Raw genomic sequence first — 12,127 nt, 5'->3', positions numbered from 1 at the left:
GAGGACGGCGTCCCGGGTCATCGGGTGACCCCCTTCCGGTCGGTGGCGGTCTGCGCGGAGCGGGCCGCGCCTCCAGGGCCGGACGTGCGGCGAGCCGCGCGCCGCGCCTGCCGCTCGCGTCGTCGCTGCGCCCGCACGTTGGCGAGTCGCGGGTTGATGACCTCGTCGATGGAGAAGTTGACGAGGGACAGGCCCATCCCGAGCAGCGCGATGAGCAGCCCCGGCGGCACGAACCACCACCAGGCGCCCTGCGCGAGCGCGAACCCGTTCTGCGCGTAGAAGAGCATCGTGCCGAGCGTCGACGAGTTCGATGCGCCGAGGCCCAGGAAGGACAGACCGGCCTCGCCGAGGATCGCCGCGATCACGGCGAACACGAACTGCGACGCGAGCACCGGCAGCAGGTTCGGCAGGATCTCGACCGCGATGACCCGCCACGGTCGTTCGCCGGCGACGCGGGCGGCGGACACGTAGTCGCGGTTGCGGATCGACATCGTCTGCGCCCGCAGGACCCGCGCGGAGCCGGCCCACGACGTGATCGCCAGGACGATCGCGATGGTCCAGAGCCCGCGTGCCTCCTGCGGCACGAGGCCCGAGATGACGATGACGAGCGGCAGCCCCGGGATGACGAGGAAGACGTTCGAGAACAACGAGAACGCCTCGTCCATGATCCCGCCGAGGTACGCGCCGAGGATGCCGAAGAAGGCCGACAGCACCGTCGCGAGCACCCCGACGATGAGCCCGATCTGCAGGCTGCCACGGGTCGCGTACGCCAGCTGGGCGAGGACGTCCTGACCGGTCTGCGTGGTGCCGAGCAGGTTCTCCCCGCTCGGCGCCTGCATCCCGGAGTCGCGGATCGCGTTCGGGTCGCCGACCAGGAACGGGCCGAGCAGCCCGAACGCGGTGACGCCGAGGATGAGCACGATGCCGGTGACGAGCCACGGGGTCATCGTGGGCAGGAAGCGGCGGAGGCCGCCGCGGGGCTTCGCCGAGCGCGCCGTCGCGATGCTGCGCGTCGAGTGGCCGTCGGCCTCCTCGGCGAGCGCTCCGACGGTGGGCTCGGTCTCCTCTTGGATGTTGGTCACGGTCGTGTCCTCCTAGCTCCGGGCCCGGGTGCGCGGGTCGATGAGCCCGTACAGCAGGTCGACGACGAGGTTGGCGCCGAGCACGGCGAGGGTGATGAACAGGAAGATGCCCTGCATGAGCGCGTAGTCGTTGTTCGTGACCGCGGACAGGAGCTTCGACCCGATGCCCGGGTACGAGAACACCTGCTCGGTCACGACCGACCCCGACACGATGAAGCCGAGCGAGATCGCGAACCCGGCGACCGACGGCAGCACGGCGTTGCGGGCGGCGTAGTTGCGGAGCACCTTGCCGGGCGGCAGGCCCTTCGCGAGCGCCGTGGTGATGTAGTCCTCGGACAGCGTCGACACCATCATGTTCCGCATGCCGAGCAGCCAGCCGCCGAGCGAGGCGAGCACGATCGTCGCCGCCGGCAGCACGCCGTACTCGAGCGCCGACATGAGGAACGGGCCGTTGAACCCGGGGTCGAGGACGACGTCGTAGCCGCCCTGGGCCGGGAACAGGTGGAGTCCGGTGGCGAAGAAGTACACCAGGATGAGCGCGAGCCAGAAGTACGGCACGGCGGCGAGCAGCGTGGTGGCCGGCACGAACGAGTCGAGCCAGGTGCCGGGCTTCCACCCGACGAAGGCACCGAGGGCGACGCCGATCACCGCGGCCAGGATCGTGGCGATCCCGACGAGGGCGATGGTCCACGGCAGCGAGCTCCCGATGACCTCGATGACGGGTGCCGGGAAGTAGCTCACCGACACCCCGAGGTCACCGCGGAACACGTTGCCGAGGTACTGCCCGTACTGCACGATGAGCGGCTGCGAGGAGTCGCCACCGAGGAGCAGCTGGTACGCCTCCCTGGTCTCCGGGGTGATCTGCCCGCCGCGCTGCTGCAGCTTGGCGAGCAGGATGTCCACGGGGTTCCCGGGCAGGAGCCGGGGGATGATGAAGTTCAGCGTCAGCGCCGCCCACAGGGCGACGACGTAGAAGCCGATCTTGCGCAGGAAGTACTGCATACGAGTGCTCCTCGGTCGCGGTCCGCCGTCAGCCCTTGACGGGCTTCAGGGCCTTGAACACCTCGGCGTTGTCCGGGCTGGCCCAGATCGCCGGGAAGGCGTACAGGTCGTCCTGGGTCGGCCAGCCGGTGAACTTCGCCGTGTGCACCTCGCTCGTCGTGCCGCCGGTGAGGATCGGGATGTACGGCATGTCCTCGACGAGGTGCTGCTGGATCGTGTCGAGTTCGGGCTGGGTCGCCGCGGTGTCCTCGGGGTTGATCGCCTTGAGCTTCGCGAGCGCGGCGTCGACGTCCGGGTTGCTGTAGCGGGACAGGTTCGTCGCGGCACCCTCGCCGACCTTCGCGGTGTTCGAGGTCGCGAGGTTGTTGTTGTAGAGGTAGTACGGGTTCGCGGTCGGGCCCTGGCCGAGCGAGTCGATCGCGAGCTGGAACTGCCCCTTGGTCTTCTTGTCGGTCCACTCGTTCCACGACGACTGCTGCGCCTTGAGCTCGATGCCCGCGGCCTTGAGCTGCTGGGTCATCGTGTCGATGGCGGTGATGTAGTCGGTCCAGCCGGTGACGACCTCGACGGTCAGCGAGAGCTTCTGCCCGTCCTTGGCGTAGATGCCGTCCGAGCCCTTCTCCCACCCGGCGCCCTCGAGCGTCGAGGCGGCCGCATCGGTGTCGGGCGAGTCCGGCATCACCGCCGGCTCGATCTCCTTCGAGATCATGTCCTGCTGCGTGGTGGTGAGGGCGAAGGTCGGCGAGATGTCGCTCGCGGTGTTCGCGAACGCCAGCGAGTTGAGCTGCTTGCGGTTGATCGCGTCGGCGACGGCGTGCCGGACGGCGGGGTCGGTCTGCGGTCCGGAGCACCCGAGGTCGGTGTTCGCGCAGGTGATCAGGGCCATCTGGTTCTGCCCGATCGTGATGCCGTCGTAGCCCGGGTAGTTGCCCTTGATGTCGTCCATGTTCGGGACGGGGCCGGTCTGCCAGTCGATCGAACCCTGCTTGAGCGCGTCGGCGCCGGCGGTGTTGCCGGAGAGCGACAGGTAGCGGACCGTCTTGACCTCCGGGGCACCGCCCCAGTAGTCCTCGTTCGCGGTCAGGGTGAACGCCTGCGCCTTGAAGTTGCCGAGCGTGTACGGGCCGGTGCCGACCGGCTCGCGCATGACGTCGGTGGCGGGGTCGATGTCCTTCCACAGGTGCTCGGGCACGATCCAGGTCTTGCCGAGCAGGTTCGGGCCGAGCACGAACGACGGCTCGTCGAACGAGACGACGACCTTCGAGTCGCCCTCGGCCTTCGCGGTGCCGGTGTAGCCGATCGAGTTGAGCGACTTGTCCTGCTTGAGCATGTCGAGGGTGAACACGACGTCCTTCGCCGTGAAGGGCTTGCCGTCGCTCCACTTCGCACCCTCGCGGAGCTCGATGGTCAGCTGCGTGCCGTCGGCGTTCCACTCGTAGCTCTTGCCGAGGAGCGGCTTGGGGTCCTCGGTGTTCACGTTGGTGATGAAGAAGAGGCTCTCGTAGATGGTGCCGATGCCGCCGATGTTCGACGGGGACCACGGGTTGAAGTTGATCTGGTAGTCGCCGGACTGCCCGGTGTAGGCGACGAGGGTGCTCGCGGAGTCGGACGACGCCGCGGTCCCGCTCGAGCTGCAGCCGGTCAGGGCGAGCCCGGCGGTGGTGACGATGGCCGCGGCTGCGATGGCGAGCCGCCGTGAACGGTTGAGTACTGACATCGTTGTCCTCTCGGTCTGCTCCGTCGCAGTCCAGTTCGTTGACGGCGATTGTTACACGGCTAAACTAACCCGGTCAAGCATCTGCACGACGAACTGAGGAGGCGCGATGGAGCGCACGACACTGGACGGCCCCTGGACCCTCGAGGCGGTGACCGGTCCGGCGGAGTCCGAGCCGTTCCGGACCCCCACCGAGGCGGTGGTGCCGGGATGCGTGCACACCGACCTCCTCCGCGCGGGGCGGATCCCGGACCCGTTCGACGGCGACGGCGAGGCGGCGACCCAGTGGATCGGCGACACCGTGTGGCGCTACCGCCGCACTCTCACCTGGGACAGCACGGACACCGAGCACGTCGTCGGCACGGGTACCGCGGAACGGCACGACCTCGTGGCCGAGGGGCTCGACACCCTCGCGACGATCGAGCTGAACGGGCTGGTCGTCGGCACGACCGCGAACCAGCACCGCTCCTACCGGTTCCCGGTCGGCCACCTCCTCCGACCGGGCGACAACGAGCTCGTGGTCACGTTCGACGCACCGGTGCCGGCCGCCGTCCGGCTGTCCGAGCAGCACGGCGGCGAGCTCCCCCACGTCAACCACCACCCGTACAACGCGCTCCGCAAGAACGCGTCGAACTTCGGCTGGGACTGGGGCGTCGACGTCGCCACGAGCGGCATCTGGCGCTCGATCGGCATCGAGTCCTGGAGCGGTGTGCGGATCGCCGCGGTCCGCCCCCTCGTCGACGTCGACGGCGCCACCGGCGTGCTCACCGCGCACGTCGACGTCGAGCACGCTGGCACCACCGGCGGCTTCCGCCAGCACATCGGCTCGGCTCCGGTGACCGACGGCACCACCGGCACCGGCCTGGAGGCGCGCGTCACCGTCTCCGGACACGGCGCGTCCGTCTCCGGGTCGCGTCCGGTCTCCGGCGGTCGCGCCGCCGGGTCCGCTGCGGTCCGCCTCGAGCTCCCCGACGTCGCGGTCTGGTGGCCGCGGGGCCACGGCGAGCAGCCGCTCTACGACGTCCGCGTCGAGGTCGGTGACGACGTCTGGACCGGCCGCGTCGGCTTCCGGACGGTCACGCTCGACACCGCTGCCGACGCCGGCGGTGCGCCGTTCCTGCTCCGGGTCAACGACGAGCCCGTGATCGTGCGCGGCGCGAACTGGATCCCGGACCATGCGTACCTGATCGAGATGACGCCGGAGCGCTACACCGAGCGCATCGACGACGCGATCGAGGCGAACGTCAACCTGCTCCGCATCTGGGGCGGCGGGATCTACGAGTCCGACGACCTGTACGACCGCTGCGACGAACTCGGCGTGCTCGTGTGGCAGGACTTCCTCTTCGCCTGCGCCGCCTACGCCGAGGAACCCTGGCTCGCCGACGAGGTCGAGCCCGAGGTCCGCGAAGCGGTCACCCGCCTCAGCCCACACCCGTCGCTCGTGGTCTGGAACGGCAACAACGAGAACCTCGTCGCGTACGCCGAGTGGGGCTGGCGGCCGTCGCTCGTCGGGCGGACCTGGGGCAACGGGTACTACCGGTCCCTGCTGCCCGCGGTCGTCGCCGAGCTCGACCCGACCCGGCCGTACACCCCGGGCAGCCCGTTCTCGTTCGACGAGTACCTGCACCCGAACGACGACCGCAACGGCACCGTGCACATCTGGGACGTCTGGAACACGAAGGACTACACCGCCTACGCCGACTGGCACCCCCGGTTCGTGGCCGAGTTCGGGTACCAGGGCCCGCCCGCCTGGTCGACGCTCACCGCCGTGGTGCACGACGAGCCCCTCGACCCGGACGGCCACGAGATGCTCGTGCACCAGAAGGCGCACGAGGGCAACCGGAAGCTCGCGGACGGCATGCGCGGACACCTGCCCGAGCCGCGGAACATCGAGGACTGGCACTGGGCGGCGCAGCTGAACCAGGCGCACGCGATCCGGTTCGGCATGGACTGGTTCCGGTCCCGCACGCCCGACAACACCGGCATGGTCGTCTGGCAGCTGAACGACGACTGGCCCGTGGTCTCGTGGGCGCTCGTCGACCACGCCGGGCACCGGAAGCCCGTCTGGTACGCCGTGCGGCAGGCCTACCGTCCGGTCCTCGCCACCGTGCAGCCGTCGGAGGACGGTGCCGGCACGGAGGTCGTCGTCGTGAACGCCGGCGCCGGTGCGGTCACGGACGACCTCGTCGTCGAGCGGCGGTCCTTCGACGGCACGGTGCTCGCGTCGACGAGCGCGTCCGTGACGGTTGCCCCGGCGGACGCGGTACGGGTGCCGCTGCCGGCCGAGGTCGCCCGGTCCGAGGACCCCGCCGGCGAGGTCCTCGTCGTCACCGGCACGTCCTCCGGTCGGCGGGTGCACGACCTCGCCGAGGTGGTGGACCAGCGACTCGCGCGCCGACCGTTCACGACCGAGGTGGAGCCGACCGACGACGGCGCCCGGGTCACGGTCACGGCGACCGGGTACGTCCGCGACCTGTCGCTCTTCCCGGACCGGCTCGTGGCGAGCGCCCGCGTGGACGAGGGTCTGGTGTCCCTGCTGCCGGGCGAGCACGTCGTGTTCACCGTGTCCCGCGTGCCGGGCGTCGACGCCGAGGCGCTCGTCGGCCCGCTGGTCCTCCGGCACGCCGGCGACCTGCTCGACTGACGTGGAACGACGATCGGGGCCCTGCATGTGCAGGGCCCCGTTGGTCGTTGCGTCAGACCGCCTGCGCCTCGAGCACCAGCGCGGTGCCGGGCGCGAGCGACGGCAGCCGGACCCCGAGGTCCTCGAGCACCGCTCCGGACAGCTCGACGCTCCCCCGCTCGAGCCACGGCGTCCGGGTGACGTCCACGCCCTTCGGCACGCGCAGCCCGGTCACCGGCGCCACCCGGTAGCGCCGGCGGCGGTCGAGCCCACGGAAGCGCAGCGGCACCGCGAGCGCCCGCGGTCCGGTCTCCGTCCGGACGACCCGCGCGAGCGCGCGGTCCCGGTCGGCGCCGACGACGACGGTCGTCGCGAGCCCCGCGTCCCCGAGGTCCACGTGGTGCACCCGCCCGGAGTGCAGCAGCCCGCGTTCCCGCTTGTAGAGCGCCGTCCACTCCCGCAGCCGGTCGCGCTCGGCGGCCGTGCAGCGCGTGACGTCCGTCTCGATGCCGGCGCTGCCGAACAGCGACACCGCCATCCGGAAGTCCAGGTCGAGGTGTCGGCCCGTGGTGTGGGAGACCTCGGGGCCGACGTGCGAGCCGATCAGCTCCGGCGGCAGCAGCAGCTCCGTCCACCGCTGGATCGCGAGCCGCTCCATCGCGTCGTTCGAGTCCGAGGCCCACACCCGGTCGGTCCGCTCGAGCACCCCGAGGTCGACCCGGGCGCCGCCGGAGGCACAGGCCTCGATCTCGAGCCACGGGTGTCGTCGGCGCAGCTCGTCCATCACGGCGTACACCCCGCGCGTGTGGGCACCGAGGCCGACCCGTCCCGCGTGCACGGTCTGCACGACGTCGCGGTTCTGGTCCCACTTCACGAAGTCCACGTGGTGCTCCTCGATCACCGCGGACATCCGGTCGAGCACGTGCTCGCGGACATCGGCGCGCGCGAAGTCGAGCGTGTACTCGTGCCGCCAGGTCCGCGCCCGGTCGGGGTCCTGCAGGAACCAGTCCGGGTGCGCCTCGGCCAGGGCGGACACCGGGCTGACGCACTCCGGCTCGAACCAGAGCCCGAAGTCCATCCCGAGCGCGCGCACCCCGTCGACCAGCGGGCCGAGCCCGTCCGGCCAGACCTCGGCGTCCACCGTCCAGTCGCCGAGCGACGTCGTGTCGGACCGGCGGCCGGTGAACCAGCCGTCGTCGAGCACGAACCGCTCGACCCCGACGTCGGCCGCCGCTCGGGCCAGCTCGAGCAGCGGTTCCAGCTCCTGCCGGAAGTACACCGCCTCCCACGTGTTGAGGACGACCGGTCGCGGGCTGACCGGGTGCCCCGGGCGTGCACGCAACGAGTCGTGCAGTCGCGCCGACAGCCCGTCGAGTCCGCCGTCGCTCCACACGAAGACCGTCTCGGGTGCCGTGAACCCCTCCGCCGGTCGGAGCACCACCTCGCCCGCCCGCAGCAGTTCGCCCGCGCCGAGCAGGGTCCGCGCCTCCGCCAGCCGGTCGATGCGGTGCACGGTGTCCGCACTCCACGCCGGGTGCACCGCCCACAGCTCGCCGAGCGCGTCGTCGAAGCCGGTCGTGCCGAGGATCGTCAGGGTCGGGGCGTCGTGACCCGTCCGACCGCGGCGGCTCTCGCGCACGTGCACCCCGTCGGTCAGGGCCCGTCGCTGCGGGGTCCGCTCGCGCGTCCACTTCCCGGCCAGGTCGAGCACCTCGGTAGCACGCTCCCCCACCGGCAGCACGGCTTCGAGCGCGGTCAGCTCGACGTCCTCGACACCGGTGTTGGTGACCGTCTGCCGCACCCGGAGCACGCCGGCGGCATCGAGGGCGAGGACGATCGACAGCGTCAGCTCGTCCGACACCGCGTCGACCACGAGCTCGGTGTCGGTCCCGGCGACCGCGGCCTCGTGCCAGACGGGGACGAGCGGTCGCCCGCCGACCTGCCCGGCGATCCCCGGTCGCCCCTCCCACCCGTCGTGCTCGGTGGGCAGCAGCGTCAGCGGCCACGCGGCGTCGTAGGCGCTCGGCGAGACCGCACGGTCCTGCGCGAGCACGAGGTCCGCGGCGTCCGCGGCCGCGACCGGTCCGGTGTCCCGACCCCAGTGCAGCACCTCGGGCAGCCCGTCCGGACGACTCGCGAGCACCAGCGCGACGCCGCCCCCGCGCAGCACGTGCACGGTCCGCTCCGGCAGCCCGGCCTCGGTGACGGCGCGCTCCACGACGGTCATGCGGTCACCGCCTCGAGCAGCACGCGGACGCGACCGGCGGGCACGACGGTCTCCGGGCCCTGCCCGGAGCCGTCGAGCAGGTCCGTGCCGGAGGCGACGACCGTGACGTCCTCGTCGCGGTGGTTGAGGAGGAAGAGGATCCCGCAACCGTCGTCGCGGACGCGACGCACCGCCTCCAGGCCGGGAGGCGCGGTGACCGTCCGCGGGACCGCCCGCTCCTCGACGATCCGGTCCACGATCCGCTGCACGCCGTCCTGCTCGAGCATCGCGGAGACGTACCAGGCGCCGCCACCGGCGGCGCGGCGGGTCACCGCCGGACGACCGGCGAGCGGGCCGTCGACGTGCCGGAGCACGACGTCGGCGTCCTCGACCACCAGGTCCTCGGCCCAGTCGGTGACGAGCGTGCCGTCGTCGAGCCGCGCGTGCTGGTCGCGCTGGAGCGGGACGAACTCCTCCGCCCACACGCCCAGGACGTCGCGGAAGGCACCCGGGTAGCCGCCGGGCAGCACCCGCGCGGTCTCGTCCACGATGCCCGACGCGTAGGTGACGAGCAGGGTCGCGCCGCGGTCGACCACGGCGCTGATGCGCGCTGCCGAGGCCGCGTCGACGACGAACAGCGTCGGCAGGACGACCACGTCGTACCCGCTCAGGTCGGCGTCGAGCGGGACCACGTCCGTGGTGACCTGCCGACGCCAGAACGCGGTGTGCCACGCCCGGACCTCGCGCCCGTACCGGAGCCCCCGGTGCGGCTTGAGCCCGGCCTGCAGTGCCCAGCCCGACGCCTCGTCCACGACGATCGCGACCCGGGCGGCTTCGACGGGTGCGCCCTGCACCGGGGCGAGCGCCTCGAGCGCACGGCCGAGGGCGCACACCTCACGCCAGACGCGGGTGCGGGTGCCGGCGTGCTGGACCATCGCGGAGTGGAACTGCTCGGCACCCGCGGTCGAGGCGCGCCACTGGAAGAACAGCGCGCCGTCCGACCCCCGGGCGACGTGCGCGAGGGAGTTCCGGATCAGCTCGCCGGGCTCCTTCGCCCGGTTGCGCTGCTGCCAGCTCGGCCCGCCGGTCGAGTGCTCCATGAGCAGCCACGGGGTCCGACCGCGGGCGATGCCGCGCATCCGGTCGGCGGAGGCCGCGAGGTCCTCGGCCCGGTCCGGGTCGTCCACCAGCGTGTAGTGGTCGTTCGCGGGGATGGCGACGTGCTCTGCCCACCCGGCGTAGTCGACCACGTGCGAGCCGGCGCCGACCATGAAGTTCGTGGTGACCGGCACGTCCGAGTGCCGCTCGATGGCGTCGCGCTCGGCCGTGTAGTGCGCCAGCAGGGCGTCCGAGGAGTACCGCTCGAAGTCGAGGGCCAGGCCCGGGTTCGGCGCGCCGCCGACACCGCGGGGCGGCGAGACCTCCTCGAACGACGTGTAGGTGTGGCCCCAGAAGGCCGTGCCCCAGGCCGCGTTCGCCGCGTCGACGTCCGGGTACCTCGCCCGGAGCCACCGCCGGAAGTCCGCTGCCGACACCTCGCAGAAGCATCGGGCGTTGCCACCGCCGAGCTCGTTGCTGACGTGCCACAGCCGCACGGCGGGGTGCCGGCCGTACCGATCGGCCATCGCGTCGACGATGCGCAGGGCGTGCTCGCGGAACACCGGGGACGCAGGGCACCACCCGAGCCGGCCCCCGGGGCGTTCGCGCCGCTCGGTGGCGTCGACCGGCAGCACCTCGGGGTGCGCGGTCAGCAGCCAGTTCGGCGGGGCCGCCGTCGGGGTCGCGAGGTCGACCGCGATGCCGTTGGCGTGCAGCAGGTCGAGTACCTCGTCGAGCCAGGACCACGTGAACTCCCCCGGCGACCGCTCGAGCAGCGCCCACGAGAACACCCCGACCGTGACCAGGTTCACGCCGGCCTCCCGCATCAGGCGGACGTCCTCTCCCCACACCTCGCGCGGCCACTGCTCGGGACTGTAGTCACCTCCGAAGGACAGACCCTCGGTGGGCCAGGGCACGGAACGGGCAGCGGTCACGGCATCTCCTTCGACGGTGGACCGCACCAGCATCCCGTCCGCGCCGGGTCTTTGTCAACTTGTGAAACTAACGCGTGCTCCGTCAGGAGCGGAGGGACCGGCGGATGGCCAGCACGGCCGCTGCACGGGCCCACTCGGAGAACTCGAACGGCTGCACCACGACGGTGACGGCCGCCTCGTACGGGCGGAGCCCCTGCCGGAACGCCTCCTCGACCTCGGCCCGCGCGATGTCGTGGACCGGCAGCCCGTCACCCGTGAGCACGATCGACTCCGGGTCGACCAGGGTGACCACCGTCGAGAGCAGCACCCCGAGCGCCGTACCGGCGTCGCGGAAGGCCTGGAGGGCACGCGGCTCCCCGTCACGGGCACGCTCGACCACCGCCGCGTACTCGTCGTCCCCGGCTCCGGCGTTCCTGGCGATGATCGAGCTCGGCAGGTAGCTCGAGACACACCCGTGGTGTCCCACCCCGCAGTCGGGCCCGCCGCCGTACACCGGCAGGTGCCCGACGCGGCCGAAGCGACCGTGCGCCCCCTCGGACACCTCGCCGTTGGTGACGAGCCCGAAGCCCACGCCCGTGCCGACCGTGACGAGCGCCATGGACCGGACCCCTGCGCCCGCGCCGATCCAGTGCTCCTTCGCCGTCAGGGCGTCGACGTCGTTCGCCGTGTGGGTCACGAGACCGGTCCGCTCCTCCAACAGGGCCGCGAGCGGCACGTCCCGCCATCCGAGGAACTGCGAGACCTCGACGACGGCGACGTCGTCCCGGGTCACGACGTCACCCGGCACGGAGACACCGAGGGAGCACACCGCCGGCGACGCCCGACGGAGCACCTGCACCATCGCCGCCAGCTGGTCGACGAGCGCCCGCGGCTCGGTGTCCGGCACCGCTTCTTCATGGAGTGCCAGGACACGACCGTCGAGGTCGGTCACGGCCGCGTAGAGACGGTCGGGCGTGAGCTTGACGCCGAGGAACTCCCACCGGCCCGTACTGGCGCGCAGGAGCTCCGAAGGCCGCCCGGTGACACCGCGCACCCCCGTGCCGACCTCCGTCACGAACCCGTGCTCCTGAAGGGTTCGGACCGCTCGCGTCAGGCTCGCCCGCGACAGTCCGAGGGACCGCGCGATCTCCGCCCGGGAGAGCACACCGTGCACGACGATCTCCCGCAGTGCCGCGCGGGTGGCATCGGTCAACACCGGCCACGAGGCTCCCGGCTCCGGCGGCGTGACCTCGAGCAGATCGGTCATCGCTCTCCTTCGTCGTCGGCCGATCATACTGCCGCGGATGCGTGCTGCCGACGCCACGAACGCAAAAAACCCCTGACCATGACTGGTCAGGGGTTCCCTGGTGTTGCAAAGGTGAGTCCGGCGGCGTCCTACTCTCCCACAAGGTCCCCCTTGCAGTACCATCGGCGCTGAGAGGCTTAGCTTCCGGGTTCGGAATGTGACCGGGCGTTTCCCTCTCGCTA

7 protein-coding genes and 1 rRNA gene are annotated in these 12,127 nt (G+C 71.8%); 1 reads left to right on the top strand and 7 read right to left on the bottom strand.

Annotation, left to right across the window (positions count from 1 at the left end):
* Positions 1 to 17: 17 nt before the first annotated feature.
* From H7A69_RS16110 to H7A69_RS16100, 3 genes are read right to left on the bottom strand one after another with little or no spacing between them, the layout of a single operon-like run.
* Positions 18 to 1,082, bottom strand: a complete 1,065-nt coding sequence (locus H7A69_RS16110) for an ABC transporter permease (RefSeq protein WP_223246508.1) — start codon at positions 1,080 to 1,082, stop codon at positions 18 to 20.
* 12 nt (positions 1,083 to 1,094) lie between these two features.
* Positions 1,095 to 2,084, bottom strand: coding sequence for an ABC transporter permease (locus tag H7A69_RS16105; protein ID WP_182047976.1), 990 nt, complete (start codon positions 2,082 to 2,084; stop codon positions 1,095 to 1,097).
* A 28-nt stretch (positions 2,085 to 2,112) separates the two neighbouring features.
* On the bottom strand, positions 2,113 to 3,801 hold the full coding sequence (locus H7A69_RS16100) for an ABC transporter substrate-binding protein (protein ID WP_069711272.1): 1,689 nt from the start codon (positions 3,799 to 3,801) through the stop codon (positions 2,113 to 2,115).
* Positions 3,802 to 3,907: 106 nt separating this feature from the next.
* Between H7A69_RS16100 and H7A69_RS16095 the strand changes: the two genes are divergently transcribed.
* Positions 3,908 to 6,442: a glycoside hydrolase family 2 protein gene (locus tag H7A69_RS16095; protein ID WP_182047975.1), complete on the top strand. Its 2,535-nt coding sequence runs from the start codon at positions 3,908 to 3,910 to the stop codon at positions 6,440 to 6,442.
* Positions 6,443 to 6,494: 52 nt separating this feature from the next.
* Here the strand turns inward: H7A69_RS16095 and H7A69_RS16090 are convergent, their stop codons facing one another.
* The 4 genes from H7A69_RS16090 to rrf form a co-directional block, all read right to left on the bottom strand.
* The gene (locus H7A69_RS16090; protein ID WP_182047974.1) at positions 6,495 to 8,648 is read right to left on the bottom strand and encodes an alpha-galactosidase; all 2,154 of its coding nucleotides are present in this window, start codon (positions 8,646 to 8,648) and stop codon (positions 6,495 to 6,497) included.
* Positions 8,645 to 10,660, bottom strand: coding sequence for a beta-galactosidase (locus tag H7A69_RS16085; protein ID WP_259346274.1), 2,016 nt, complete (start codon positions 10,658 to 10,660; stop codon positions 8,645 to 8,647). The genes H7A69_RS16090 and H7A69_RS16085 overlap by 4 nt, the downstream gene beginning before the upstream one ends.
* A gap of 82 nt (positions 10,661 to 10,742) precedes the next feature.
* Positions 10,743 to 11,906 (bottom strand): ROK family transcriptional regulator, encoded by a 1,164-nt coding sequence (locus tag H7A69_RS16080; protein WP_182047972.1) that lies wholly within the window; start codon positions 11,904 to 11,906, stop codon positions 10,743 to 10,745.
* Between the two features lie 115 nt (positions 11,907 to 12,021).
* Positions 12,022 to 12,127 (bottom strand): 5S ribosomal RNA (rrf, locus tag H7A69_RS16075); the annotation flags it as partial.

The organism is Curtobacterium sp. ME26 (genome assembly GCF_903970945.1).
In the GTDB taxonomy this organism is placed as follows: domain Bacteria; phylum Actinomycetota; class Actinomycetes; order Actinomycetales; family Microbacteriaceae; genus Curtobacterium; species Curtobacterium citri.
Note: the sequence above shows the minus strand (reverse complement) of the source record. Positions and strands in the feature narration are given on the sequence as shown.

Excerpts from the sequence above, each read along its gene's own strand:
- H7A69_RS16100 (WP_069711272.1), bottom strand. The coding sequence starts at position 3,801 with ATGTCAGTACTCAACCGTTCACGGCGGCTCGCCATCGCAGCCGCGGCC.
- H7A69_RS16095 (WP_182047975.1), top strand. The coding sequence starts at position 3,908 with ATGGAGCGCACGACACTGGACGGCCCCTGGACCCTCGAGGCGGTGACC.
- H7A69_RS16105 (WP_182047976.1), bottom strand. The coding sequence starts at position 2,084 with ATGCAGTACTTCCTGCGCAAGATCGGCTTCTACGTCGTCGCCCTGTGG.
- H7A69_RS16090 (WP_182047974.1), bottom strand. The coding sequence starts at position 8,648 with ATGACCGTCGTGGAGCGCGCCGTCACCGAGGCCGGGCTGCCGGAGCGG.
- H7A69_RS16080 (WP_182047972.1), bottom strand. The coding sequence starts at position 11,906 with ATGACCGATCTGCTCGAGGTCACGCCGCCGGAGCCGGGAGCCTCGTGG.